Origin of the sequence: Pseudomonas sp. Cab53 (assembly GCF_018325965.1) — a bacterium.
Lineage (GTDB): Bacteria > Pseudomonadota > Gammaproteobacteria > Pseudomonadales > Pseudomonadaceae > Aquipseudomonas > Aquipseudomonas chlororaphis_E.
This window is the reverse complement of sequence record NZ_AP021902.1, coordinates 680,804-706,850: the sequence shown is the minus strand read 5'-3', so window position 1 is coordinate 706,850 and position 26,047 is coordinate 680,804. Positions and strand designations below refer to the sequence as shown.

General features: G+C 65.7%; 26 protein-coding genes and 1 pseudogene. 23 read left to right on the top strand and 4 right to left on the bottom strand.

Annotated elements, in window-relative coordinates; all coding sequences use genetic code 11:
* The first annotated feature begins 102 nt into the window (after positions 1-102).
* Entirely contained in the window at positions 103-753 is a 651-nt protein-coding gene (locus tag KI241_RS03025; protein WP_047736022.1) for a hypothetical protein, read from the top strand.
* Positions 754-790: 37 nt separating this feature from the next.
* Here the strand turns inward: KI241_RS03025 and cobJ are convergent, their stop codons facing one another.
* The 4 genes from cobJ to cobG are packed head-to-tail and all read right to left on the bottom strand — an operon-like array spanning position 791 to position 5,154.
* Positions 791-2,485 carry a precorrin-3B C(17)-methyltransferase gene (gene cobJ / locus KI241_RS03020; RefSeq protein WP_212803345.1) on the bottom strand — a complete coding sequence of 565 codons (1,695 nt, stop codon included), beginning with the start codon at positions 2,483-2,485 and terminating at the stop codon, positions 791-793.
* Positions 2,485-3,219, bottom strand: a complete 735-nt coding sequence (locus KI241_RS03015; RefSeq protein ID WP_185057686.1) for a precorrin-2 C(20)-methyltransferase — start codon at positions 3,217-3,219, stop codon at positions 2,485-2,487. Before KI241_RS03015 ends, cobJ begins: the two co-directional genes overlap by 1 nt.
* Positions 3,216-3,842, bottom strand: coding sequence for a precorrin-8X methylmutase (locus tag KI241_RS03010; protein WP_042730474.1), 627 nt, complete (start codon positions 3,840-3,842; stop codon positions 3,216-3,218). Before KI241_RS03010 ends, KI241_RS03015 begins: the two co-directional genes overlap by 4 nt.
* A complete protein-coding gene (gene cobG, locus KI241_RS03005) occupies positions 3,835-5,154 on the bottom strand; it encodes a precorrin-3B synthase (protein ID WP_280529455.1) in 1,320 nt (439 codons plus the stop codon). The genes KI241_RS03010 and cobG overlap by 8 nt, the downstream gene beginning before the upstream one ends.
* A 529-nt stretch (positions 5,155-5,683) precedes the next feature.
* Between cobG and cbiE the strand changes: the two genes are divergently transcribed.
* From cbiE to KI241_RS02900, 22 genes and pseudogenes are all read left to right on the top strand, one after another.
* On the top strand, positions 5,684-6,895 hold the full coding sequence (gene cbiE / locus KI241_RS03000; RefSeq protein ID WP_212803344.1) for a precorrin-6y C5,15-methyltransferase (decarboxylating) subunit CbiE: 1,212 nt from the start codon (positions 5,684-5,686) through the stop codon (positions 6,893-6,895).
* Positions 6,888-7,985 (top strand): cobalt-precorrin-5B (C(1))-methyltransferase, encoded by a 1,098-nt coding sequence (locus KI241_RS02995; protein WP_042730471.1) that lies wholly within the window; start codon positions 6,888-6,890, stop codon positions 7,983-7,985. Before cbiE ends, KI241_RS02995 begins: the two co-directional genes overlap by 8 nt.
* Positions 7,982-8,710 carry a cobalt-precorrin-6A reductase gene (locus tag KI241_RS02990; protein WP_212803343.1) on the top strand — a complete coding sequence of 243 codons (729 nt, stop codon included), beginning with the start codon at positions 7,982-7,984 and terminating at the stop codon, positions 8,708-8,710. Before KI241_RS02995 ends, KI241_RS02990 begins: the two co-directional genes overlap by 4 nt.
* Positions 8,694-8,827, top strand: a pseudogene (locus tag KI241_RS27670) (addiction module antidote protein); the annotation flags it as partial. The gene KI241_RS02990 and the pseudogene KI241_RS27670, both read left to right, overlap by 17 nt.
* Positions 8,828-9,113: 286 nt before the next feature.
* Positions 9,114-9,512 (top strand): DUF2946 domain-containing protein, encoded by a 399-nt coding sequence (locus KI241_RS02985; protein ID WP_123579462.1) that lies wholly within the window; start codon positions 9,114-9,116, stop codon positions 9,510-9,512.
* Positions 9,513-9,560: 48 nt separating this feature from the next.
* A complete protein-coding gene (locus KI241_RS02980; protein ID WP_042730024.1) occupies positions 9,561-10,040 on the top strand; it encodes a copper chaperone PCu(A)C in 480 nt (159 codons plus the stop codon).
* A gap of 56 nt (positions 10,041-10,096) precedes the next feature.
* Positions 10,097-10,489 carry a DUF2946 domain-containing protein gene (locus tag KI241_RS02975; RefSeq protein ID WP_047736028.1) on the top strand — a complete coding sequence of 131 codons (393 nt, stop codon included), beginning with the start codon at positions 10,097-10,099 and terminating at the stop codon, positions 10,487-10,489.
* 80 nt (positions 10,490-10,569) lie between these two features.
* Entirely contained in the window at positions 10,570-12,696 is a 2,127-nt protein-coding gene (locus KI241_RS02970) for a TonB-dependent copper receptor (protein WP_042730022.1), read from the top strand.
* A 191-nt stretch (positions 12,697-12,887) separates the two neighbouring features.
* On the top strand, positions 12,888-14,267 hold the full coding sequence (locus tag KI241_RS02965) for a PepSY domain-containing protein (RefSeq protein WP_212803342.1): 1,380 nt from the start codon (positions 12,888-12,890) through the stop codon (positions 14,265-14,267).
* 200 nt (positions 14,268-14,467) lie between these two features.
* Positions 14,468-15,256 (top strand): ABC transporter ATP-binding protein, encoded by a 789-nt coding sequence (locus KI241_RS02960; RefSeq protein WP_123579461.1) that lies wholly within the window; start codon positions 14,468-14,470, stop codon positions 15,254-15,256.
* Positions 15,253-16,200 (top strand): ABC transporter substrate-binding protein, encoded by a 948-nt coding sequence (locus KI241_RS02955; protein WP_212803341.1) that lies wholly within the window; start codon positions 15,253-15,255, stop codon positions 16,198-16,200. The genes KI241_RS02960 and KI241_RS02955 overlap by 4 nt, the downstream gene beginning before the upstream one ends.
* On the top strand, positions 16,197-17,207 hold the full coding sequence (locus tag KI241_RS02950; RefSeq protein WP_123579459.1) for an iron ABC transporter permease: 1,011 nt from the start codon (positions 16,197-16,199) through the stop codon (positions 17,205-17,207). The genes KI241_RS02955 and KI241_RS02950 overlap by 4 nt, the downstream gene beginning before the upstream one ends.
* 327 nt (positions 17,208-17,534) lie before the next feature.
* Positions 17,535-18,800: an urea ABC transporter substrate-binding protein gene (urtA, locus tag KI241_RS02945; RefSeq protein ID WP_212803340.1), complete on the top strand. Its 1,266-nt coding sequence runs from the start codon at positions 17,535-17,537 to the stop codon at positions 18,798-18,800.
* A 158-nt stretch (positions 18,801-18,958) separates the two neighbouring features.
* Positions 18,959-20,461 carry an urea ABC transporter permease subunit UrtB gene (gene urtB, locus KI241_RS02940; protein WP_212803339.1) on the top strand — a complete coding sequence of 501 codons (1,503 nt, stop codon included), beginning with the start codon at positions 18,959-18,961 and terminating at the stop codon, positions 20,459-20,461.
* A complete protein-coding gene (gene urtC, locus KI241_RS02935; RefSeq protein ID WP_212803338.1) occupies positions 20,461-21,540 on the top strand; it encodes an urea ABC transporter permease subunit UrtC in 1,080 nt (359 codons plus the stop codon). The genes urtB and urtC overlap by 1 nt, the downstream gene beginning before the upstream one ends.
* Entirely contained in the window at positions 21,537-22,409 is an 873-nt protein-coding gene (gene urtD / locus KI241_RS02930) for an urea ABC transporter ATP-binding protein UrtD (protein ID WP_212803337.1), read from the top strand. The genes urtC and urtD overlap by 4 nt, the downstream gene beginning before the upstream one ends.
* A 122-nt stretch (positions 22,410-22,531) precedes the next feature.
* Complete coding sequence (gene urtE / locus KI241_RS02925; protein ID WP_212803336.1) at positions 22,532-23,230, top strand: urea ABC transporter ATP-binding subunit UrtE; 699 nt, start codon at positions 22,532-22,534, stop codon at positions 23,228-23,230.
* A 30-nt stretch (positions 23,231-23,260) separates the two neighbouring features.
* Positions 23,261-24,103, top strand: a complete 843-nt coding sequence (locus KI241_RS02920; RefSeq protein ID WP_212803335.1) for an urease accessory protein UreD — start codon at positions 23,261-23,263, stop codon at positions 24,101-24,103.
* Between the two features lie 145 nt (positions 24,104-24,248).
* Positions 24,249-24,551 (top strand): urease subunit gamma, encoded by a 303-nt coding sequence (gene ureA, locus KI241_RS02915; RefSeq protein ID WP_042730011.1) that lies wholly within the window; start codon positions 24,249-24,251, stop codon positions 24,549-24,551.
* Positions 24,552-24,559: 8 nt separating this feature from the next.
* Positions 24,560-25,093: a GNAT family N-acetyltransferase gene (locus KI241_RS02910; protein WP_042730010.1), complete on the top strand. Its 534-nt coding sequence runs from the start codon at positions 24,560-24,562 to the stop codon at positions 25,091-25,093.
* A 6-nt stretch (positions 25,094-25,099) separates the two neighbouring features.
* The gene (locus KI241_RS02905) at positions 25,100-25,633 is read left to right on the top strand and encodes a GNAT family N-acetyltransferase (protein WP_212803334.1); all 534 of its coding nucleotides are present in this window, start codon (positions 25,100-25,102) and stop codon (positions 25,631-25,633) included.
* Positions 25,630-25,935: an urease subunit beta gene (locus KI241_RS02900; protein ID WP_042730008.1), complete on the top strand. Its 306-nt coding sequence runs from the start codon at positions 25,630-25,632 to the stop codon at positions 25,933-25,935. The genes KI241_RS02905 and KI241_RS02900 overlap by 4 nt, the downstream gene beginning before the upstream one ends.
* Positions 25,936-26,047 lie beyond the last annotated feature (112 nt).

Below are 26,047 nucleotides of genomic sequence, written 5' to 3'. Positions count from 1 at the left end.
ACTCTCAAATAAAACCCTCCCATCGATTCAAACAATGCGAAGGCTGCGCTATAAAAAACATCGCAACCTACTCACGTTGTTATTTGTACTGGAGCAAACTTCATGAGCCCTGCAACTTTCTCGGGACTGGTCACAGGCCCGAACTTATTTTCTTATATCGGCGCTTTGCACCTGCAAGAGCACGATGACCTTGCCGACTGCCACAATATCGCGACGAAATCGGCGGACCTGGCCCACCACCGCTATCTCGCCGCCAAAGACTGGTTCGAAGAATACGTGCGCACCCTCTGGTTCCTCGGGTGGTCGCTGTACGGCGACGCCATCAACACCCGCACGGCCCATGTCGTCGCCGGTTCCGTGGCGGACTTCCTGGTACAGAGCGCGGCCGCGATGAAAGATGTACGCCAGGCGAATGCGATGATCGACACGCTGGACAACTTGCAGTCCGATCACGGGGCCCTGTCATCCTTCGATGGCGAAACCCGCCAGGGAGAAACCTTCCAGGTCATCCCGGCGCGATACGACGCACAGGGCCACCTGAACATCGCCCTTTACAAACTCGAACTGAAGGTTGAAACCAGGCGCAGCCGGTTCCTGTTCTGGCAATGGGAGAAACGCTCGGCAACGATCGTCCAGCAACGGGCCTTCCTGCAACTGGACAGGCGCGAATTCGAGGCCAAGCGGACCTTGATGAAAAAGCACCTGGAGGCCCACCGCATGCGCCGGTTTACCTTGAAGAAAACCGCCCCATGAAGCGGCCGGGCATCAAGCGATTGCGCCGGCCATTGGCTCACGCGCCGGGCTTTTCGCCATACCAGCGCGGCGTGTACACCCATTCGCCGCCCCCGCTGCGCGGGAACACACAGGTGGTGGAGGAACCGATCAGCACCATGGTGCGCATGTCCACCTGGTCCGGGGTCAACTGCCCCAGCGTCGTGACCCGCAGGGTCTGGCCCGGGCGGCCGATGTCACGGCCCAGCACCACCGGGGTCTGCGCGGTGCGATGCTGCGCGACGATCTCCAGCGCCCGCCCCAGTTGCCAGGGCCGGGATCGGGAAATCGGGTTGTAGAACGCCAGGGCCAGGTCCGCTTCGGCCGCCAGGTCCAGGCGCTTTTCGATGATCGACCACGGCTTGAGGTTGTCCGACAGCGACATCACGCAGAAGTCATGGCCCAGCGGCGCGCCCGCCTGGGCGGCCGTCGCCAGCGAGGCCGAGACCCCGGGAAGGATCTGCAGGTCGACCGCGTGCCAGCGGGCATCCGTTGCCTCGTGCAACGCTTCGAGGACGGCGGCGGCCATGGCGAACACGCCCGGATCGCCGGAAGAGACCACCACCACGGAACGCCCCTGGGCTGCCAGTTCGAAGGCATGGCGGGCGCGCTGCATTTCTTCGCGGTTGTCGGTGCAGTGCTGCACCTGGTCGGCCCGGAAAGGGCCGGCCATGCGCACGTAGGTTTCGTAGCCCAGCACATCGGTGGCGCGATCGAGCTCGGCGCGCACCGCCGGCACCATCAACTCGGCAGCGCCGGGGCCCAGGCCGATCACCGCCAGACGCCCGCGCGGGCGACCGATTCGCTGCGGGTCGACGGGCTGCTCGGCCACCGCGACGGCACGTTCGCCCCACACCCGGACCGACGCCGGCTGACCGAGGGTTGCCCCCAGCCATGGGCCAATATCGCCCTCGGCCGGCGCAAACCGCAGCGGTACATTCAGGGCTGCCGCCGCGTCATGCAATTCGCCACGGGCCATGTCGCTGTCCGCCGCCAGCAGGCAGGCCAGCGACTGCACCGCCAGGCCAGCCTCCTCCAAGGTCTCGGCGATGGCCGGTGACGCGCCCGCCGCCAGCGCGACCACGACCGTGCGCGGGTAGATGCGCAACTCGTCCGCCGCCGGCATTCCCGCGGCGCTGTCGACGCGAATCGCCAACCGTGCCTGTGGGTGCTGGGGCAACTGTGCCGGGTCCAGCCACGGCGCGGCCCCGTCGATACGCACCGACGCCCCGGCCAGCAGGTCGGACACGAAGCGCTTGCCCTGCTCCAGGTCGCCGAGGTGATAGCCGCTTGGCGGATTGAGCAGGCAGGTGCCGAAACGCAGTTCGCCGCTGGTGGTGATCGCCGGTGCCACTTGCAGCGCCTGGGCGATTTCCCGGGCCATGACATTGACCCCGCCCAGGCCACCCAACAGTGGCACCACGGCACTGCCATCCTCGGCCACCGCCAGCACGGGCGGCTCCTGGCCTTTTTCCAGCAGCAGCGGCGCCAGGGTGCGAATGACGATGCCGGCGGCGCACAGGGCGATGATCGGCGTGCCCTGTTGATAGAACGCGCGCAGGGTCGCGCCGAACTCGGCGTAGGAACGGTCCGCCCCTTCGACCCGCCCGGCCAGGCCATGGATCAGGGCGTGCGGGTAGCACTGCTGCAGACGCCGGGCCGTGGCGAGACTGCCCGGCCCCAGGATGACGATGGCGGGAGCGCTGGACGTCATCAACCCTGCCACCGTTCGCCCGGCACGATGATCAACGAGAAGTACGGCGAGGACATCGGTTCGACGTCATCCAGCGGCACGATCTTCTGGTTGGCCATGGTCGCCCGCTCGACATACAGCGCCCGCCCATCGAGGCCCAGTTCCTGGAGCACCTGGCGGACCTTGGGGAAGTTGCGCCCCAGCTTCATGATCACCGCCGCATCGGCGTCAGCCAGGCGGCGCTTGAGTTCTTCATGGGGCAACACGCCGGAGAGCACCGACAGGCTCTGGTTGCGGTACACCAGCGGCGCGCCGAGCACCGAGGCACCACCCAGCATCGAGCACACGCCCGGAATGACCTCGGCGTCGTAGCGCTCGGCCAGGCGATCGTGCAAGTACATGTAGGAGCCGTAGAAGAACGGATCGCCCTCGCAGATCACCGCCACGTCGCGGCCGGCATCCAAGTGCACGGCCAGCTGTTCAGCGGCGGTGTCGTAGAAGTCGGCGATGACCTGTTCGTAGGACAGCGGCGCCGGCAACGCTTCGGTGGTCACCGGGTAGACCAGCGGCAGTAGGGTTTGCGCGTCCTGCAAATGGGCTTCGATGATGCCGAAGGCGTTGCCTTTCTTGCCCTTGGCGACGAAGTACGCCACCACCGGCGACTCGCGCAGCAGGCGCAGGGCCTTGACGGTAATCAGTTCCGGGTCACCGGGCCCCACGCCGAGGCCGATCAGACGTCCAGGCTGCTGCATCATTCAACCTCCGTGGCGAGGGCGTTGACGGCGGCCGCGGCCATGGCGCTGCCGCCCAGCCGGCCCTGCATGATCACGAACGGTACGCCGCGACTGTTGGCCGCCAGCATTGCCTTGGACTCGGCAGCGCCGACGAAGCCCACCGGGAAGCCCAGGATCAGCGCCGGTTTCGGGGCGCCGGCGTCGAGCATTTCCAGCAGGTAGAACAGCGCGGTCGGCGCATTGCCGATGACCACGACGCTGCCTTCCAGATGTGGCCGCCACAGTTCCAGGGCGGCGGCAGACCGGGTGTTGCCCAGTTCGAGGGCCAGCGCCGGCACGCGTTCGTCACGCAAGGTGCAGATCACCGGGTTGTTGGCGGGCAGGCGGGCACGGGTCACGCCTTCGCTGACCATCCGCGCATCGCAGAGGATCGGCGCACCGGCGGCCAGCGCCTGGCGTCCGGCCGTGCCGGCACCTTCGGAAAACTGCAGACCGTCGACGGCTTCGACCATGCCGCAGGCGTGGATCACCCGCACCGCGAGTTTCTCCAGGTCGGCCGGAATGCGCGCCAGGTTGGCCTCGGCGCGGATGATCGCGAAGGAGTTGCGATAGATCTCCTGACCGTCGCGGATGTAATCAAGCATCAAGGGGGCTCCGGGGGCGAGCGGCGAGCCAGTGGCCGACCGCTTCAATAGTCAGATTGTGTGCCTGCAACGCGCCGAAACCCGGCAGCGTGGCGTCGCGAAGATACAGGTCGTAGCGACCGGGGGCGACCGCCAGCAAGGTGACGGGCGCGGTGTGGGCCGCCGCGCAGGAACGCGGGCACCCGGACAGGTGAACCTTCAAGCCCCGGCCATGGCGTTGCAGCCACCCGGCCAACTGCCGGGCATCGTCCTTGGTGTCGGCCAACGCCTTGCCGCATCCGCTGGAACCGGTGCAGGCGATCAGTTGTGCCAGGGGTTGGTCCACCGCGTTCAGCAGGCCAAACCCTGCGAGACGCGCCAGCACCTCGTCCGCGTCCTGGCGACGGACATTGGGCAGCAGCAGGCTTTGCCAGGGCGTGAAGCGCAGCGTGCCGTCCCCTCGCTCCCGGGCCAATTGCGCCGCGCCGCGCAACATGCCGGCGTCGAGCCGGCCGAGGGGCGCCGCAGCGCCGACATAGCAGCGTTCGTCGTGCTGGGCGTGAATGCCGATGTGCAGGCCATCGCTGGACGCCCCTCGCCGCCAGCCGCTGCACGGGTGCAACGAGATGCGGCGAGCCAGTCGCTGGATGAATTCAGCGTGGGGACATTCGGCCAGCAGATGACGCATGCGTATCTGGTCCGGGCGCGCCAGGTCGAGGAACAGCTCCAGCACCGCCACCACCAGGCCGTGCCCTTCGGCCAGGGGCACGGCGCCGGCCGGTTCGTCCCGGGGCGAACCGGCCAGCCCGAACGCCAGCCAAGGTTCGTCGCCGCGTACCCAGGCCGACAGCCACAGGTCATGGTGGTGATCGAGCATCGCCAGCGCCTCGCCGCCGTCCAGTTGCACGGCGAACTTGGCCGACAGCTCCGGGAAGCGTTCGTGGGTTTGCAGGGTGACGAGAATCTCGGCGGCCAGCGCACGGGTATCGAACAGCGCCTGTCGATCGATGCCGGCCGTGGGGCTGAGCATCAGGTTGCGCACGTCGTCGCCGGCCGGTTTGCGTGGGCCAAGGCCGGCGGCGAGCAAGCACTCGATCAGGGCGGCGTGCTCGGCACCGATTCCGCGGATCTGCAGGTTGGCCCGGTTGGTCGCCTCGATCACCCCACCGGCGAACCGCTCGGCCGCCGCCGCCACGGCCTCGGCCTGGTCGGCCTGGATGGCGCCGCCGTCGAGCTTGATCCGGCAGATCCCACCGTCCAGCGCCTGGACGACGCGCAGCAACCCCGGACAACCCGAGGGACGCATGACGCTGGAGGATGGATGTTCGTTCAAGGGACAACCGGTCAATGAGACACGCCGCATCGGCGAAGGAGCGCCATTATGCCTGCTTTGCCGGGGGGCATGAAAAGCTTGCCGGTCGGATTGTGCGCCGCGGCGTCAAGAATCCGGGCGTTCGGGCTGGGGCATCGCGGTTGAAGGTGCCGCCGTCTTCGCGGGCAAGCCCGCTCCCACAATGTTATTTGGCAGGCTCGATATGTGTGTGTCCGCCACAGATCCCCTGTGGGAGCGGGCTTGCTCGCGAAGAGGGTGGGTCAGTCGATGAAGAGGTTGACTGACCCACCGCCTTCGCGGGCAAGCGCACCCCCACAGTGTTATTTGGCAGACTCGAGATGTATGCCCACCACAGATCCCGTGTGGGAGCGAGCTTGCTCGCGAAGGCGGGCTGGCTGAGACGCTGATGTCGGATGGCAAGCCTTGCTCCCACGGGTTCGCATGCTGATCAGGGCGCGCGGTATGATGGCGGCCCGGTTTGCGGGGGCGAGACCTCGCCGACCCCATCCACCTGATTCGAGGAACAGAGATGACCCCCTGGCTGACCGTAGTGGGCATCGGTGAAGACGGCTTCAAGGGCCTGGGCCGCACGGCTCGCCATGCGCTGCTGCGGGCTTCGCACATTGTCGGCAGCCCTCGCCAGCTGGCGCTGTTGCCGGTGTGCATCCGCGGCGAACGGGCATCGTGGCCCAACCCGTTTTCCCTGGACTCACTGCTGGCGCGACGGGGCGAGCCGGTGTGCGTGCTCGCCAGTGGCGACCCCATGTTCTATGGCGTCGGCGCCAGCCTGTCCAGGCAGGTCCCGGGGGATCAGATGCTGATCATCCCGGCACCGTCTTCCTGCTCACTGGCGGCGGCGCGCATGGGTTGGCCGCTGCAAGAGGTGGTCACCCTGTCGCTGGTGGCGCGGCCCCTGGCGGCGCTCAATGCGCACCTGTCCACCGGCGTCAGGCTGCTGCTGCTGAGCAATGACCGCCACAGCCCCGCCGCCGTGGCGGCCTTGCTGCGCGAACGTGGGTTCGGCGCCAGCCGCATGAGCGTGCTGGAACACCTCGGCGGCACGGCGGAACGCCGCATCGACGCCACTGCCGAGCAATGGCCCGACGCGGCGGTTGCAGACCTCAACCTGATCGCCCTCGAATGCCGGGCCGAGCCGTCGGCGTTGCGCCTGTCGCGCCTGGCCGGGTTGCCGGACAGCGCCTTCGAGCACGACGGCCAGTTGACCAAGCGTGATGTGCGCGCCGTGACCCTGGCACGCCTGGCCCCCACGCCGGGTGAGTTGCTCTGGGATGTCGGCGCCGGCAGCGGTTCCATCGGTATCGAATGGATGCGCGCCCACCCCAGCTGTCGGGCCCTGGCGATTGAAGCCGACGAAGGCCGCCAAGGCTTGATCGAACGCAACCGCGACCGCCTCGGCGTGCCGGGCCTGCACCTGATCCGCGGCCGGGCCCCGCAAGCGCTGGAAGGACTGGAGCGCCCGGACGCGGTGTTCATCGGCGGCGGTGTCACCCGCGAAGGCGTGCTCGATGCCTGCTGGGCGCAACTCAAGCCCGGCGGTCGGCTCGTGGCGAACGCCGTGACGCTGCAAAGCGAGATGACCCTCATGGACTTTCGTGAACGCCACGGCGGCGAACTGACCCGGCTCCACATCGCCCAGGCCCAGCCACTGGGCGAGTTCGACACCTGGCGCCAGGCGTTGCCGATTACCTTGCTGGACCTGACGAAACCCCTCGATGCGTGACGAAACCGCCGAACAACCCGCGCCCCTGCGCAGCGGCCTGACCACCGGCAGTTGCGCCACGGCCACCAGCCTGGCGGCCGCTCGATTACTGCTGCGCGGCACCGAAGCCGATGCCGTGGACATCGTACTGCCCAAAGGCAAGCAGGTGCAGATGCGCCTGGAGTTCTGCCGGCTGACCGAACAAGGCGCCGAAGCCGGGACGATCAAGGACGCCGGCGATGACCCGGACGTGACCCACGGCGCCCTATTGTTTTCCCAGGTGCGCTTGATCGCCGAGCCCGGTGTACGTTTCATCGCCGGCCGCGGCGTCGGCACCGTGACGCGGCCGGGGCTGGTGCTGGCCGTCGGGGAGCCGGCGATCAACCCGGTGCCGCGCAAAATGATCAGCGATCACCTCGGCCGACTGGCCGAAGAGACCGGCTACACCGCCGGTTTCGAAGTCACGGTCAATGTCGAGGGCGGTGAAGCCCTGGCGCTGAAAACCATGAACCCGCGGCTGGGGATCCTGGGCGGCCTGTCGATCCTCGGCACCAGCGGCATCGTCCGGCCGTTCTCCTGCGCGGCCTACATCGCCTCGATCCACCAGGGCATCGACGTGGCGAAGACCAACGGCTACCTGCACATCGCCGCCTGCACCGGCAATGCCAGCGAAGACACCATGCGCCGGGTCTACCAGTTGCCGGAAATCGCCCTGATCGAAATGGGCGATTTCGTCGGCGCGGTGCTCAAGCACGTGCGCAAGGTCCCGGTGGACAGGCTCAGCCTCTGCGGCGGCTTTGGCAAAATCAGCAAGCTCGCCGCCGGCCACATGGACCTGCACAGCCGTCATTCGAGCATCGACCTGCCGCAACTGGCCGGTTGGGCCGCGGCGATCGGTGCCGACGAGGCCTTGCAGCAGGGCATCCGTGCCGCCAACACCAGCCAGCAAGCCCTGGCGATGGCCAGCGCGGCCGGCATCGCCCTTGGCGACGCCGTGTGCGAACACGCCCTGGCCTTCGCCCGCAGCGTGGTGCCGGCGCAGGTTCAAGTCGAAGTCTTTGCCATCGATCGCCAGGGCGGGATCGTCGGCCACGCCGGAGCCTTTACATGAAACGCATCCTGCTGCTGGGCGGCGTCACCGAAGCCCTGGCGATCGCTCGCACCCTCGGCCCGTCCCACATCTACAGCCTGGCGGGCGTGGGTCGCGTGCCCACCGACCTGGCGTGCCAGGTACGCGTCGGCGGCTACGGCGGTGCGCAAGGCCTGGCGCAATTCATCCGCGAGCAAGGTATCGACCTGCTGCTGGATGCGACGCACCCCTACGCCGCGCAAATCAGCCACAACGCCGCCCAGGCGGCACGCACCTGCGCCATTGCGTGCTGGGCCCTGCGCCGTCCGGCCTGGCAACCCCAGGCCGGCGATGACTGGCGCGAAGTGGCCGACTGGGCCGAACTGACCCAGGCCCTGCAACCCTTCCAGCGCCCACTGTTCACCCTCGGCCGCGAACCGCTGCAACATCTGCACGAAATTCCCCCCGGACAATTCTGGACCCTGCGCGCCCTGGACATGTACCCCGGCAACGAACGCTGCGAAGTCATCGGCGCCCGCGGGCCGTTCCACATTCAAGGCGAGCGCGAACTGTTCGAGCGACGGCAGATTGATGTACTGGTCAGCAAGAACAGCGGCAGCACCGCCACCGAACCCAAGCTGGAAGTGGCGCGCGAGCGTGGAGTGCCGGTGCTGGTGTTGAAGCGGCCTGTGTTGCCGGAGGTGGATCGAGTGTTCGAGACGGCAGATCAGGTGCTGCAGGGGCTGCGGCATTTGGTCGGACTATAAACACACAATTGTCGCGCCAAGTGTGATCCGGAGTTCGCGAAAATTCTGCTGGATGAAGCCGCTACTCTATTTTTGAACGGAGAGCAGGAGATGGCGAGGATGATCCTTCGCAATGTCTTCATTGCTATCTGAACCCTGTGGCGAGGGAGCTTGCTCCCGCTGGGCTGCGCAGCAGCCCCAAGCAGGCGAACGTTCTTTTCCTGATAGACCGCGGAGTTCAATTTCAGGGCCGCTTCGCGCCCCAGCGGGAGCAAGCTCCCTCGCCACAACAGCATGCACTTACAAAACTATTGCTACTGTTAATGCAAACCCTGCGACCCTACACCGCACATGGCTTTTTTACTTATCTCCCCCGATCAGGCTAAATACCGCCACCTGATCGCCCAACCGAGCGGATTCGCCCATGTCCCGACAACGGCTTGCATTTGCCTGGATCGCCTGCTTCGCAGTGCTGTTCAACATGCTTGCCATGCCGCTTTCCGGCAATGCGGGGGCGAAAGCGGAGGCCCCGGTCGAGCAGCTGTTGTGGGGCAGCTTCTGCTCCTCCAGCGGCACGAAGATGATGGCGATTTCCCTGGGCAAGCTTGAACAGGGCACACCCCGCAACGATGATCACTCCACCATGCAGCATTGCTGGTGCTGCGCAGGTTCGACGGTCCTGACGGCTCTGAGCGGGCATGTCCCGCAGTTGTACCTGGACGCGCAACCGGCCCACCGCACCGCCTCCCAACGCCCGCTCGACAGCCCCACGCCGCGCCAGCAATGGCCGAACCTCAACCCCCGCGCTTCACCCCTGGTGTGATGGCTGTGCACGACAACACCGTGTCCTGAATCATTCCGGAGAATCACCATGTTGAACCGTCTTATCCTGCTGGCTGCCCTGCTGCTTCCCGTTGGCCTTGCCCAGGCTCATCAATACAAGGCTGGCGAACTCGAGATCGCCCACCCCTGGTCCCAGGAACTGCCGCCCAACGCGCCGACCGTGGCCGCGTATTTCGTGATCCACAACGCAGGCGCAAGCGCGGACACCCTGCTGGGCGTCGACTCGCCGATCGCCGGCAAGGCCGAGCTTCACGAGCATGTGAAGCAAGACGACCTGATGAAGATGCAACCGGTGCCCAGCGTCACCATCGCCCCTGGCGCGACCGTTACGTTCGCCCCGATGGCTTATCACGTGATGCTGCTGGACCTGAAGGACCGCAGCCTGCTGACCGACGGCAAACGCTTTGCCATGACCCTGCATTTCGAGAAAGCCGGGGATGTCACGGTCGACGTGGCGGTGCAGAAGAAAGCCCCGGACGGGACTAAAACCGAAGCCCACACGCACTGATCGCACCGCCCATGCCCTTGTCCCGCGCCAGGCATCCCATGCCCCGTCGTCAGCCCATGAGCCTGACACGCGGCAGCTGGATCAGCCTGTTCGCCATGCTGATGATCTTTATCGGTCCACTGGTTTCCCAGTCGATGCCGATGGATCAGCGCATGCCTTCCTCCATGACCATGAGCATGGACATGGACATGTCGGCGAGCGCCCACGCCGGGCATGAAGCCCCCGCCGCCGAACACTGCCCGCCGCAAAGCGAGCATCACGCGCTGTGGGAGAAATGCGGCTATTGCAACCTGCTGTCCAACTGCCCGGCGCTGCCTGGCGGCCACGGTTTCAGCGTCTTCGACACGCCGCCGGCCCTGACCTTCACCAGCCCGTCCCCCCGCCTGGGCCATGCCCGGCCGTCGTTCTTCCCGGGTGCTCGCACCCGCGCACCACCCCTCGCAGCGTAAGCCCGACACCTCACCAACCGGTCGCACAAGAGCCACAGGCCACCCGACCGTGTCGTCTACGTCTGTTCGATGGAATCATCATGTCCAGGTTTTCTGCCGGCATCGCTTTGGGCTCCGCCCAGGCCAACTGCCCCCCGAATGAGCCACGGGTTCGTTTACCCTCCACAGTCGCCGCCCTGTGCGGCTTGCTACTGACCCCTCACGCCCTGGCCGATGAGCACGATCATCATCAAGGCCAGGTTGAAGAACTGAGCCCGACGGTCATCACCGCCATTGCGCCCAGCTCACCCCTGACCGTCGTCACCAACCCCAAGGACCCACGCCAGCCCGTACCGGCCAGCGACGGCGGTGACTACCTCAAGACCATTCCCGGCTTCGCTCTGGTGCGCAACGGCGGCACCAACGGTGACCCAGTGTTGCGCGGCATGTTCGGCTCACGGCTGAATATCCTCACCAACGGCAGCATGCTGCTGGGGGCCTGCCCCGGTCGGATGGACGCGCCGACGTCCTACATCTCGCCGGAAACCTACGACAAGCTCACAGTGATCAAGGGCCCGCAGACGGTGCTCTGGGGCCCTGGTTCGTCCGCCGGGACCATCCTGTTCGACCGCGAGCCGGAGCAGTTCGGCGAACTGGGCACCCGGGTCAACGCCAGCGTGCTGGCCGGTTCCAACGGTCGCTTCGACAAAGTGCTGGACGCCGCGGCGGGCGGGTCGCTGGGCTACGTACGGGTGATCGGCAACACCGCCCATTCGGACGACTACCGCGATGGCAACAACGACACGGTGCCGTCGCGCTACGACAAGTGGAACGGCGACGTCACCCTGGGCTGGACACCCGACGCCGATACCCTGCTGGAGCTGACCGCCGGCAAGGGCGACGGCGAAGCGCGCTACGCCGGGCGCGGCATGGATGGCTCGCAGTTCAAGCGCGAAAGCCTCGGGCTGCGTTTCGAACGCTCGAACCTGGGCGAGGTGCTGGACAAGGTCGAGGCCCAGGTCTACTACAACTACGCCGACCATGTGATGGACAACTACACGCTGCGCACGCCGTCCGGCACCGGGATGATGGCCGGGCCCATGGCCTCCAACGTCGACCGGCGCACCCTCGGCGCGCGCATCAAGGCCACCTGGCGCTGGGCCGATGTGCAACTGATCAGCGGCCTCGACGCCCAGGTCAACGAACATCGCCAACGCAGCAGCATGGGCGTCGACACCTACAAAGAGCTACCACGCACCAAGGATGCCGACTTCCACAACTACGGCGCGTTCAGCGAGCTGACCTGGTACGCCGCCGACCGCGACAGGTTGGTCACCGGCGCCCGCCTTGACCGGGCCTCGGCCAAGGATTACCGGCAGAGCATCGGCTCCGGCATGATGGCCCGGCCCAATCCCACCGCCGACGACACCCGCGCCGACACCCTGCCCAGCGGCTTCGTCCGCTACGAGCACGACCTGGCGGACAGCCCGACGACGGTTTACGCCGGCCTGGGGCATGCACAGCGTTTCCCGGACTACTGGGAGCTGTTCTCGGCGAACGCCGGCCCCAGCGGTTCACGCAACGCCTTCGACGCGATCAAGCCGGAGAAGACCACCCAACTGGATGTCGGCCTGCAATACAAGACCGAGACCCTCGAAGCCTGGGCCTCGGCGTATGTCGGGCAGGTGCGCGACTACATCCTGTTCGACTACACGCCCGGCATGATGGGCAGCACCTCCCGGGCCGAGAACATCGACGCGCGGATCATGGGCGGTGAGCTCGGCGCGGCCTATCAGTTGACCGAGCGCTGGAAGGCCGATGCGACGCTGGCCTACGCCTGGGGCAAGAACAGCAGCGACGGCAGTGCCTTGGCGCAAATGCCGCCGTTGGATGCCCGCCTGGGCCTGACCTACAGCGCCGACCGCTGGAGCGCCGGTGCGCTGTGGCGCGTGGTGGCGGCGCAGCACCGGGTCGACGAGAACAAGGGCAACGTGGTGGGCAAGGACTACGGCACCAGCTCAGGGTTCGGGGTCTTCTCCCTCAACGGCGCCTATCGCATCAATCAACACTGGAAGGTCAGCAGCGGCGTCGACAACCTGTTCGGCAAAGCCTATGCCGAGCACCTGAACCTGGCCGGCAACGCCGGGTTCGGCTACCCGGCCAGCGACCCGCAAGCCATCAACGAACCGGGGCGCACGCTCTGGACCAAGGTGGATATGAGTTTCTAACCAGCACCGGAGATCTGTCAGCAAGGACACCACTGTGGGAGCGAGCTTGCTCGCGATAGCGAAGGTACATCCAACATCGATGCAAGCTGAACCATTGCTAATCGCGAGCAAGCTCGCTCCCACGGGGTTCGTTTCCACCTTGACTGACCGCCCAACATAACAATCCAATTTGCCCCGCGGAGCGCTTTTTCATGAGCCAACCGAAACCGAATTTCTACAACCTGGCCTGGCGCTGGCATTTCTATGCCGGGCTGTTCGTGGCGCCGTTCATGGTGATGCTGGCCCTGACCGGCATCATTTACCTGTTCAAGCCACAACTCGATCCACTGATGTACGGCAGCCTGTTGAACGTGCCGGCCGGACACCACACCCTGGCGGCGGATGACCTGCTCAAGCAGGTTCGCCAGGCCTACCCCGAGGGCCAGGTCAAACAGTACCTGCCACCGATCAACGCCGAGCGCAGCGCGCAATTCGTGGTGATCGACAAGGGCCGCGAACTGAACGTGTTCATCGACCCTTACCATGGCGACGTCCTCGGCGAACAGGATGCCAAGAACAACCTGCAGGCCATGGCGCGGGCCATTCACGGCGAGTTGCTGATCGGCACCGTCGGTGACCGTCTGGTGGAAATGGCCGCCGGCTGGGGGGTGGTGCTGGTGGTCTCGGGCTTGTTCCTGTGGTGGCCGCGCGGGCAGTCGTCGGCCGGGGTGCTGTGGCCTCGCTGGAACGCCCGCGGCCGCTTGTTCTGGCGCGACCTGCATGTGGTCATCGGTTTCTGGGGCGCGGCCTTGCTGTTGGTGATGCTGCTCAGCGGCATGACCTGGACCGGCTTCTGGGGCAAGCAATACGCCGATCTCTGGAACCGCTTCCCGGCGGCGATGTGGAACGACGTCCCCAAGTCCGACGTCGAGGCGGGCAGCCTCAACAACGCCCACCGCCAGACCGTGCCCTGGGCCATGGAAAACACCCCGATGCCGATGTCCGGCGACCACGCCGAACACATGAACCACGGCGGCGCCCACGAAGGCCCCGCCGCACCGACCGTCAGCCTGCAAGCGGTGCAGGACATCGCCCGCGAGCGCAACGTGGAACCGGGCTACAGCATCACCCTGCCGACCACATCGACCGGCGTGTTCACCATCGCCGTGTTCGCCGATGACCCGCGCAACGACGCGACGCTGCATGTCGACCAATACACCGGCAAGGTCCTGGCCGATGTGCGCTGGGCCCACTACAGCGTGGTCGCCCGCGCCACCGAGACCGGCGTGATGCTGCACGAAGGCAAGATGTTCGGCCCGGTGAACCAGATCCTCGTGCTGCTGATTTGCCTGATGATCCTGCTCAGTGCCGTCAGTGGCCTGGTGATCTGGTGGAAGCGCCGGCCACAGGGCAAGTTCGGCGTGCCGCCCTTGCGTCACGAGCTGCCGACCTGGAAGACCGGGGTCTTCATCATGCTCGCCCTGGCGGTGGTGTTTCCGCTGGTGGGCGCCTCGCTGGTGGCGGTGTGGCTGCTGGATCGGCTGGTGGTGCGCGCCAATCGCCGGGCTGAGGTGGCTTCATCTTCAAGTTGAAGACACCGCGTTAACGGAAGGCGGCGCGAAACCTCTACAATCGCGCCGCCAGTCCAAGCTGAACACAGGTCAACTGTGGGAGCGGGCTTGCTCGCGAAGGCTTTGTGTCTGTCATATCAATGTTGAATGTACCGACGTCTTCGCGAGCAAGCTCGCTCCCACAATGGAACGGTGTCGCCCCCAAAACTTCGAGTGAACAAATGACCTCGCTGACCCTCTCCCACCTCGCCTGGACGCCCCTGGGCCATGGCCACTGCCATCACCAGTTCCAGCTGCGTGACGTCACGTTGCACGTGGCGGCCGGGGAGTTCGTCGGCTTGATCGGGCCCAACGGCAGCGGCAAGACCAGCCTGCTGCGCTGCGCGTATCGCTTCAGTCGGCCGGAACACGGCGAGGTCACGCTGGCGCATCACAACGTCTGGCAGCAATCCTCACGCTGGTGCGCCCAACGCATCGCCGTGGTGCTGCAAGAGTTTCCCGACGCCTTCGGCCTGAGCGTGGCGGAAGTCGTCGCCATGGGCCGCATGCCCCACAAGGGCCTGTTCGACGGCGACAGCCAGGAGGATCGACGCCTGGTCCTCGCCGCGCTGGCCTCGGCGGGGCTCGAAGGCTTCGAGGACCACGGATTCGCCACGCTGTCGGGCGGTGAAAAGCAGCGGGTGATCCTGGCCCGCGCCTTGGCGCAGCAGCCGCAACTGCTGATCCTCGATGAGCCGACCAACCACCTCGACCCACATTACCAACTGCAATTGCTGCAACTGATCAAGGGCCTGGGCATCGGCACCCTCGCCAGCCTCCATGACCTGAACCTGGCCGCCGCGTTCTGCGACCGGCTGTACGTGATCGATCACGGTCGCGTCGTCGCCAGCGGCACACCCGCACAAGTGCTGACCGTGGAGCTGCTGCGCGACGTGTTCGGCATCGACGCCCTGGTGGACGAACACCCCTTGTCCGGCTACCCACGAATCACTTGGATAACCCAACCATGACCTCGCGTTTTCTGCTGTTGCTCGCGCTGCTGCTGGGCAGCGCCCCGGCCCTGGCCGACCCCACCCGCTACCCGTTGACGATCCAGAGTTGCGACCGCCAGGTGGTGTTCAACCAAGCCCCCCGGCATGCCGTCAGCCACGACATCAACATGACCCAGATGATGCTCGCCCTGGGCCTCAAGCCACGCATGGTCGGCTACAGCGGTATCAGCGGCTGGAAGTCGGTGACCCCAGAAATGGCGAAGATCCTCGACGGCCTGCCGGAACTGGCGGCCAAGTACCCGTCGGTGGAAACCCTGCTCAATGCCGACGTGGATTTCTTTTTCGCCGGCTGGGACTACGGCATGCGCGTGGGCGGCGACCTGACGCCGCAGACGCTGCAACCGCTGGGCATCAACGTGTACGAGCTGACCGAGTCCTGCGCCTTCGTGATGAAGCGCCCCGCCGCGTCGTTGGACGACACCTACAACGACCTGCGCAATCTGGGCAGGATCTTCGATGTGCAGGATCGCGCCAACCAATTGATCGCCTCGATGCAGGCCCAGGTGGCCGACATCCGCCAGCACCTGCCCACCCGGCAACCCCGTGTGTTCCTGTACGACAGCGGCGAAGACCGGGCCATGACCTCCGGGCGCCTGGGCATGCCCCAGGCGCTGATCGACGCGGCCGGCGGGCGCAACATCCTCGACGACCTGGAGACCAGTTGGACCCGGGTGAACTGGGAGAACGTGGTCGAGCACAACCCCGAGGTCATCGTGATCGTCGACTACGGCGAAGTCAGCGCGCAGCAGAAGGAACAGTTCCTGCTGAACCACCCGGCCCTGCAATCGGTGGACGCCATCAAGCAGCGGCGCTTCATCGTGATCCCCTACGTCCAGGCCACGCCGGGCATCGATAACGTGCTGGCGGTACGGACCCTGGCGCAGGGCTTTCACGCCCAATGAACAGCCGTCGCTATGGCGCGCTACTGATCGCCCTCGGCGCGCTGCTGCTGGTCTCGTGCGTGGTGTCCCTGGGCTTCGGCCCGGCGCGGGTGCCCGTGGCGGTGGTCTGGGACATCTTGCTGAACAAGGTCTTTGGCGTGGGCAGCGTGCATTGGACCGCTGGCCAGGAACACATCGTCTGGCTGATCCGCGTGCCGCGCCTGCTGCTCGGTGCCCTGGTGGGCGCGGGGCTGGCGTTGATCGGCGCGGTGCTGCAAGCGGTCACGCGCAACCCGCTGGCCGACCCGCACCTGCTGGGTGTCACGTCCGGGGCGACCCTGGGGGCGGTCATCGTCGTGCTGCATGTCGGTGAACTCATCGGCCTGTTGACCTTGCCCCTTGCCGCGTTCATCGGCGCGTTGCTGAGCATGCTGCTGGTGCTGGCGATCGCCAGCCGACAGGGGCGCCTGGAAAGCGATCGCTTGCTGCTGTGCGGCGTGGCCGTGTCCTTCGTGATGATGGCGGCGGCCAATCTGCTGCTGTTCCTGGGTGACCACCGCGCCAGTTCCGCGGTGATGTTCTGGATGCTCGGCGGCCTGGGCCTGGCGCGCTGGGAACTGCTCGCCGTGCCGGCCGCCAGCGTGCTGCTGGGGCTGGTGTTGCTGCTGGGCATGGCCCGACCGCTGAACGCCCTGATGGCCGGCGAACAGACCGCCGTGACCCTGGGCCTGAACGCCGCGAAAGTGCGACTGTGGATCTTCCTGATCGCCTCGCTGATGACCGGGGTGCTGGTGTCCATCAGCGGTTCGATTGGCTTCGTCGGGCTGATGGTCCCGCACATCGCCCGGCGCCTGGTGGGCGCCGAGCATCGCCGCCTGCTGCCCGCTTGCGTGCTGCTGGGCAGCCTGTTCCTGGTGTGGGTGGACGTGGCCGCCCGCACCTTGATCGCCCCCGAGGACCTGCCGATCGGCGTTGCCACCGCGGCCATCGGCGGGCTGTTCTTCATTGGGTTGATGCGCCGGCGCTGAACCCTCCTCCTTCCCCGGCTTGCACAGTGGCCTGTGGGAGCGAGCTTGCTCGCGATGGCGGTGGATCAGCTAGCAGAGATGTGACTGACACTCCGCTATCGCGAGCAAGCTCGCTCCCACAAAGGCTGCAATTCTTCGCCCCAACGTGGCGCATCTGATCGCACCCGCGTCCACACAGCGCTCATTCGTGGTGCGCCCGCTCATTTTTCCCTCTGCACCGCCCCGTATTCCCAAGCCTTTTCCCGACCGGGCACACCCCTTGCAAAAGCACCTTCAGCGTCCGCATCTGCCAACCAAGAAAATCCATAAGTCCACGGAGATCGCACCATGAAGCGTCGTAGCTTGATCAAGGCTTTTACACTCTCGGCAAGCATTGCCGCGATGGGCATGGCCTGGACCGTCCAGGCCGCCGAGACCATCAAGGTCGGCATCCTGCATTCGCTGTCCGGCACCATGGCGATCTCCGAGACGTCCCTCAAGGACATGGCCCTGATGACCATCGACGAGATCAACGCCAAGGGTGGAGTCAACGGCAAGAAGCTTGAGGCGGTGGTGGTAGACCCGGCGTCGAACTGGCCGCTGTTCGCGGAAAAGGGCCGCCAGTTGCTGACCCAGGACAAGGTCGCCGTGGTGTTCGGCTGCTGGACCTCGGTGTCGCGCAAATCGGTGTTGCCGGTGTTCGAGGAACTCAACGGCTTGCTGTTCTACCCCGTGCAGTACGAAGGCGAAGAGATGTCGCCGAACGTGTTCTACACCGGCGCCGCGCCGAACCAGCAGGCGATTCCGGCCGTGGAATACCTGATGAGCGAAGAAGGCGGCAGCGCCAAGCGCTACTTCCTGTTGGGCACCGACTACGTCTACCCGCGCACCACCAACAAGATCCTGCGCGCGTTCCTGCATTCCAAGGGTGTGGCGGACAAGGACATCGAAGAGGTCTACACCCCGTTCGGCCACAGCGACTACCAGACCATCGTCGCCAACATCAAGAAATTCTCGGCCGGCGGCAAGACCGCCGTCATCTCCACGGTCAATGGCGACTCCAACGTGCCCTTCTACAAGGAACTGGCGAACCAGGGCCTGAAGGCCACCGACGTGCCGGTCGTGGCGTTCTCGGTGGGCGAGGAAGAACTGCGCGGCATCGACACCAAGCCGTTGGTGGGCAACCTGGCCGCGTGGAACTACTTCGAATCCGTGGATAACCCGGCGAACAAGAAATTCGTCGAAGCCTGGAAAGCCTACGCCAAGGCCAAGAACCTGCCGGGCGCCGACAAGGCGGTGACCAACGACCCGATGGAAGCCACTTACGTCGGCATTCACATGTGGGCCCAAGCGGTGGAAAAAGCCAAGTCCACCGATGTCGACAAAGTGCGTGAAGCCCTGGCCGGCCAGACCTTCGCCGCCCCGTCGGGCTACACCCTGACCATGGACAAGACCAACCACCACCTGCACAAGCCGGTGATGATCGGCGAGATCCAGGTCGACGGTCAGTTCAACGTGGTCTGGCAGACCGAAGGCCCGATCCGCGCCCAACCGTGGAGTCCGTTCATCCCCGGCAACGACAAGAAGCCCGACTATGCGGTGAAGAGTAACTGAGCCCATGGGTGTCGGCCCCAATCCCCGGACCGACACACAACCCCTGTGGGAGCGAGCTTGCTCGCGATAGCGATGGATCAGCCAGAAGAACAGTGACTGACACACCGCTATCGCGAGCAAGCTCGCTCCCACAAAAAGCACTGCGCAAGGCCTAGCATATGCCCACCGCCCTTTACCGCCTCATCCTCGCCCTGGTGCTGCTGTTGCCAGTGGCCGCCCACGCCGGTGACGCCGAAGACTTCGTCGCCGCCAACCCGACCCAGCAGGCCAGGCTCCTGGAAGACTGGGCCGCACAACCCGCGCCCGGACGCGTCGAGTTGATCAACGCCTTGGCGCAAGGCCAGTTGACGATCGACGGCCTGCCCAAGACCCTGCGCCTGAACAACCGCTTGCGCGGGCTGATCGAAACCGCCCTGGCCAGCCACCAACTGCTGGCCATCGATGCACGCCTGCGCCTGGGCGCCGCCCAACAACTGCAAAAAAGCGCGCGCCCGGCCCAACTGGCGTTTCTCGACCGGCAACTGGCCGGCGAGCAGGACGAAGCGGTGCACGCCGCCCTGAGCCTGGCCCTGGCGAACCTGCAACTGGTGGACACCAACCCGAACGTGCGCCTGGCCGCCGTCCGGTTGCTGGGTGAAACCGGCGACCCGCTGGCCCGCACGCGGCTCGAAGGGCTGCTGGAGCCCGGCGTCGAAACCGATGCCAACGTGCGCACCGCCGCCGAAACCAGCCTGGCCCAGGTCAAGCGCAAGCTGCTGGTGGGCGAGTTGCTGGGCCAGGCGTTCAGCGGCATGTCCCTGGGCTCGATCCTGTTGCTCGCCGCCCTCGGCCTGGCGATCACCTTCGGCCTGCTGGGGGTGATCAACATGGCCCACGGCGAGATGCTGATGCTCGGCGCCTATTCCACCTACGTGGTGCAGATCCTGTTCCAGCGCTTCGCCCCGAATGCCATCGAGTTCTACCCGCTGATCGCCCTGCCGGTGGCGTTCTTCATCACCGCCGCCATCGGCATGGCCCTGGAGCGCACGGTGATCCGCCACCTCTATGGGCGCCCACTGGAGACCCTGCTCGCCACTTGGGGCATTAGCCTGATGCTGATCCAACTGGTGCGCCTGGTGTTCGGCGCGCAGAACGTCGAAGTGGCCAACCCGGCCTGGCTGTCGGGCGGGATCCAGGTGTTGCCGAACCTGGTGCTGCCGTACAACCGCATCGTGATCATCGCCTTCGCGCTGTTCGTGGTGGCGCTGACCTGGCTGCTGTTGAACAAGACACGCCTGGGCCTGAACGTGCGCGCCGTGACCCAGAACCGCAACATGGCCGCTTGCTGCGGCGTGCCCACCGGCCGCGTGGACATGCTCGCCTTTGGCCTCGGCTCGGGCATCGCCGGACTCGGCGGCGTGGCCCTGAGCCAGATCGGCAACGTCGGCCCGGACCTGGGCCAGGGCTACATCATCGACTCGTTCCTGGTGGTGGTGCTCGGCGGTGTCGGCCAGTTGGCCGGTAGCGTATTCGCCGCGTTCGGCCTGGGCATCGCCAACAAGATTCTCGAACCGCAGATCGGCGCCGTGCTCGGCAAGATCCTCATCCTGGCGTTGATCATTCTGTTCATCCAGAAGCGTCCGCAAGGCCTCTTCGCGCTCAAAGGACGGGTAATCGACTGATGAACCAGCCCCTGATGCTCACGGCCGCGCAAAAGGCCGGCCCCAAAGTCACCCTGGCCCTCGGCGCGTTGATCCTCGCGCTCCTGTTGAGCCTGCCGCTGTTATCGCTGCTGGCGGCGGACCACCCGTTGCACGTCTCGGCCTATACCCTGACGCTGGTGGGCAAGATCCTCTGCTACGCCATCGTCGCCCTGGCGCTGGACCTGGTCTGGGGCTACGCCGGCCTGCTGTCCCTGGGCCACGGCCTGTTCTTCGCCCTGGGCGGCTATGCCATGGGCATGTACCTGATGCGCCAGGCCGCCGGCGACGGCTTGCCGGCCTTCATGACGTTCCTGTCGTGGAACGAACTGCCCTGGTACTGGGCCGGCACCGACAGCTTCTTCTGGGCCCTGTGCCTGGTGGTGCTAGCGCCGGGCCTGCTGGCGTTGGTGTTCGGCTTCTTCGCCTTTCGTTCGCGGATCAAGGGCGTGTACTTCTCGATCATGACCCAGGCGCTGACGTTCGCCGGAATGCTGCTGTTTTTCCGCAACGAAACGGGTTTTGGCGGCAACAACGGCTTCACCAACTTTCGCACGATCCTGGGCTTTGGCATCACCGAACCGGGAACCCGGGCAGTGCTATTCCTGGCCACCGTGCTGTTGCTGGTGGCCAGCCTGTTCATCGGCTGGCGCCTGGCCCGCAGCAAGTTCGGCCGGGTGCTGACGGCCCTGCGGGACGCCGAGAACCGCCTGATGTTCTGCGGCTACGATCCCCGCGGCTTCAAGCTGTTCGTCTGGGTGCTGAGCGCGGTGCTGTGCGGCCTGGCCGGTGCGCTGTACGTGCCCCAGGTGGGCATCATCAACCCCAGCGAAATGTCCCCGACCAACTCCATCGAAGCCGCCGTGTGGGTCGCCCTCGGCGGCCGGGGCACGCTGATCGGTCCGTTGCTGGGCGCCGGCGTGGTCAATGGCATGAAGAGCTGGTTCACGGTGGCGTTCCCCGAATACTGGCTGTTCTTCCTCGGTGCGCTGTTCATCCTGGTAACCCTGTATCTGCCCAAGGGCGTAATCGGGTTGCTGAAGAAAAGGGGCGAATCATGAGAATCACACCCACGGCCGAATTCATGCTCGAACCCGTCCTCGACCCCTCGCTCGATGCCAACCGGGACTCGGGCAGCAGCCGCGACGCCATCGGCCTCGGCCAGGCCGCCGGCAAGGGCCTGAACACCCGCCACGGGACGATCCTGACCCTGGAAGACATCAGCGTCAGCTTCGACGGCTTCAAGGCCTTGAACGACCTGAACCTGTACATCGGCGTCGGCGAGTTGCGCTGCATCATCGGTCCCAACGGCGCGGGCAAGACCACGTTGATGGACGTGATCACCGGCAAGACCCGGCCCAGCCACGGCAAGGCCTGGTTCGGCGAAACCCTCGACCTGACCCACATGAGCGAAGTGCAGATCGCCCAAGCCGGCATCGGCCGCAAGTTCCAGAAGCCGACGGTGTTCGAAGCCTTGAGCGTGTTCGAAAACCTGGAGCTGGCCCTCAAGGCCGACAAGTCGGTGTGGGCCAGCCTGCGGGCGACACTCAACGGCGAGCAGCACGACCGCATCCGCGAAGTGCTGGATACCGTTCGCCTCGCCCCGTCGCTGCATCGCGCGGCCGGGTTGCTGTCCCACGGGCAGAAGCAGTTCCTGGAGATCGGCATGTTGCTGGTCCAGGACCCGCAACTGTTGTTGCTGGACGAACCCGTGGCGGGCATGACCGACGCCGAGACCGACTTCACCGCCGAGCTGTTCAAGTCCTTGGCGGGCAAGCACTCGTTGATGGTGGTGGAACACGACATGGGCTTCGTCGGCAGCATCGCCGACCACGTGACGGTATTGCACCAGGGCAGCGTGCTGGCCGAAGGGTCGCTGGCGCAGGTGCAGGCCGATGAACGGGTCGTTGAAGTTTATTTGGGAAGATGAATCGGCCAGCTTCGAGCCGCAAGCTTCAAGCGGCAAGTGAAAGCAAGTCCTACACCGTCCCGCTCTTACTTGAAGCTTGAAGCTTGAAGCTTGCCGCTTGAAGCCCTACGAACGGAGTTCAAATGTTACAGGTCCAACACCTTCACCAGTACTACGGCGGTAGCCACATCCTGCGGGGCCTGTCGTTCGACGTGAAGGTCGGCGAGGTGACGTGCCTGCTGGGACGCAATGGCGTGGGCAAGACCACCCTGCTCAAATGCCTGATGGGCCTGCTCCCGGCCAAGGAAGGCGCGGTGAATTGGGAAGGCAAAACCATCACCGCGTTCAAGCCGCACCAGCGGGTCCATGCCGGCATCGCCTACGTGCCTCAGGGCCGGGAGATTTTCGGCCGGCTGACCGTGGAAGAGAACCTGCTCATGGGCCTGTCGCGCTTTCCCGGCGCCGAGGCCCGGGAAGTGCCGACGTTCATCTATGAGCTGTTTCCGGTGCTGCTGCAAATGAAACACCGCCGTGGCGGCGACCTGTCGGGCGGCCAGCAACAGCAGCTCGCCATCGGCCGGGCCTTGGCCAGCCGGCCGCGCCTGTTGATCCTCGACGAGCCCACCGAAGGCATCCAGCCCTCGGTGATCAAGGAGATCGGCGCGGTCATCAAGAAACTGGCCGCCCGCGGCGACATGGCGATCTTGCTGGTGGAACAGTTCTACGACTTCGCCGCCGAGCTGGCCGATCAGTACCTGGTGATGTCCCGGGGCGAGATCGTGCAGCAGGGCCGCGGAGAAAACATGGAAGCCGAGGGTGTGCGCGGACTGGTTACGATCTAGTCTGTAGCGTCCTGACGATAATCAGAAATCATGAACCTACCCGTATCCGCGCCCGCCCTGTTCACCCCCCATTGGCACGCCGAGCTGGACCTGGGCTATGCCCGCTTCGGCGACAGTACACGCCCGGTGCAACGCCGCCATCACGGCCCGTTGCGGGTGCAGAAGCACCTGTACGCCGAAGGCCCCGAGGTGTGCCAGCACATCATCGTCCACCCGCCCGGCGGCATAGCCGGCGGCGACCGCCTGGACATCCGGGCCCACGTCGGCCCCGGCGCCTGGGCGCAACTGACCAGTCCCGGCGCGGCCAAGTGGTACCGCGCCGCGAGCCCGGCGCACCAGCACCTGGCGCTGAGCGTCGATGCCGGGGCAACGCTGGAATGGTTGCCCCAGGAAACCATCGTATTCAGCGCGGCCCAGGCCGAACTCAGCACCACCGTCGACCTGCAGGGCGACGGGCGCTTGTTCTACTGGGACATGGTTGCCCTCGGCCGACCGGCCAGCGGAGAGCGTTTTGACCTCGGGCATTTTCAATCGCACCTGGACATCCGTCGCGACGGCCGCTTGCTCTGGCACGAGCGCCAGCGCATCGTCGGCGGCGATGGTTTGCTCGACTCGCCCATCGGGCTCGGCGGCGATCCAGTGTTTGCCACGTTGTTGGTGACCGGTGAGATCGATGGCGACTTGCTGGAACAGTGCCGCTCCCTGGGCCACGCCGTGCGTGGCGACCTGACGCAATTGCCTGGGCTGGTCGTGGCGCGGTGCCTGGCGAGCGAGGCGTTGCTGGCGCGGGGCTGGTTGATTGAGCTGTGGCGGTTGCTCAGGCCTGCATTGCTGGGACGAGAAGCCGTACCCCCTCGGATCTGGAGCACATGAGATCCTGTGGGAGCGGGCTTGCTCGCGAAGACGGCGTGTCAGCCAACTCAAATGTTGAATGTGAGTCCGCCTTCGCGAGCAAGCCCGCTCCCACAAGGGATGAGTATCCCGCCCCAAATTATTTATCTGCCCTTATGGATTGCACATGGACCTGACCCCACGCGAAAAAGACAAGTTGCTGATCTTCACCGCCGGCCTCGTCGCCGAACGACGGCTGGCCCGTGGCTTGAAGCTCAACTACCCGGAGGCCATGGCCTACATTTCCGCCGCCCTGCTCGAAGGCGCCCGTGACGGCCAGACCGTGGCCGAACTGATGCATTACGGCACGACGTTGCTGAGCCGCGAGCAGGTGATGGACGGCATTGCAGAGATGATCCCGGAGATCCAGGTCGAAGCGACGTTTCCCGACGGCACCAAGTTGGTCACCGTCCACCAGCCCATCGCCTGAGGCCCGCCATGACTAGCCACGTTCGTGATGCCCAACCCACCGACCTGCCGGCGATCCGCGATATCTACAACGACGCCGTGCTCAACACCACCGCGATCTGGAACGATGCGCCCGTCGACCTGGACAATCGCCAGGCCTGGTTCGCCGCCCGGCACGCCCAGGGCTATCCGGTGCTGGTCGCCGTCGACGGCGAGGCCAATGTGCTCGGCTACGCGTCATTCGGCGACTGGCGGCCGTTCGACGGTTTCCGCCACACCGTGGAGCACTCGGTGTACGTGCGCAGCGACCAGCGCGGCCAAGGCCTGGGCCCGCTGCTGATGAGCGCACTGATCGAGCGCGCAAAGGCCTGCGGCAAGCACATCATGGTCGCCGCCATCGAAAGCGGTAATGGCGCCTCGATCCGCCTGCATGAGCGGGCCGGTTTCGTCATCACCGGGCAAATGCCCCAGGTGGGTACCAAGTTCGGCCACTGGCTGGACCTGACCTTCATGCAGTTGAACCTCAATCCCGGAGCGCCCGCGCCGGCTGCCAACAAGGAGTGAACCCCGATGAACGCCGCCCAGTTGCGTCGAGTCCACGCTGAAAGCTTTGCGCATTATCGCCAGGGCCTGATCGATCTGTTGCTCGACGCCGTCGGCCATGGCGCCAGCGTGGGGTTCATGGCCGACCTGGATGCCGCCCAGGCCCGTGCCTATTTCGATGAGGTCCAGGCCAGCCTCAACCAGGGCAGCCTGCTGCTGTGGGTGGTGGTCAAGAACGAGCAGGTGCAGGCCAGTGTCCAACTGGCCCTGTGCCAGAAACCCAACGGGCTGAACCGCGCCGAGGTGCAGAAGCTGCTCGTGCGCGGCGAGGCCCGTCGCCGCGGCCTCGGCCAGCAGTTGATGAATGCCCTGGAGCTCGGCGCGCGCCAGTGCAAGCGCGGCTTGCTGTACCTCGACACCGCGGCGGGCTCAGAGGCGGAAGCCTTCTACCGCGCCATGGGCTACACCCGCGTCGGCGAGCTGCCCGATTACTGCCAGACCCCGGACGGCACCTATTCGCCGACCGCCATTTACTTCAAGACGTTGGGACAACCGCAATGATTCCAGGCCAATACCAGGTCCAGCCCGGCGACATCGAACTCAACGTCGGCCGCCGCACGCTGACGCTGACCGTCGCCAACAGCGGTGACCGGCCGATCCAGGTCGGCTCGCACTACCATTTTTTCGAAACCAATGACGCCCTGACCTTCGACCGCGCCGCCAGCCGCGGCATGCGCCTGAACATCCCGGCCGGCACCGCCGTGCGCTTCGAGCCGGGGCAGAGTCGGGAAGTCGAGCTTGTCGATCTGGCTGGGTTGCGGCGAGTTTACGGGTTCGCGGGACGAATCATGGGCGACTTGTAGACTTCAGCTGCAAGTCTCTAGCTGCAAGCTGCAAGAAACAGCGGTTTGCGGCGCTCCCCTTCGCTTTGTTTTTACTTGAGGCTTGCAGCTTGAAGCTTGCGGCTCAGTTCCG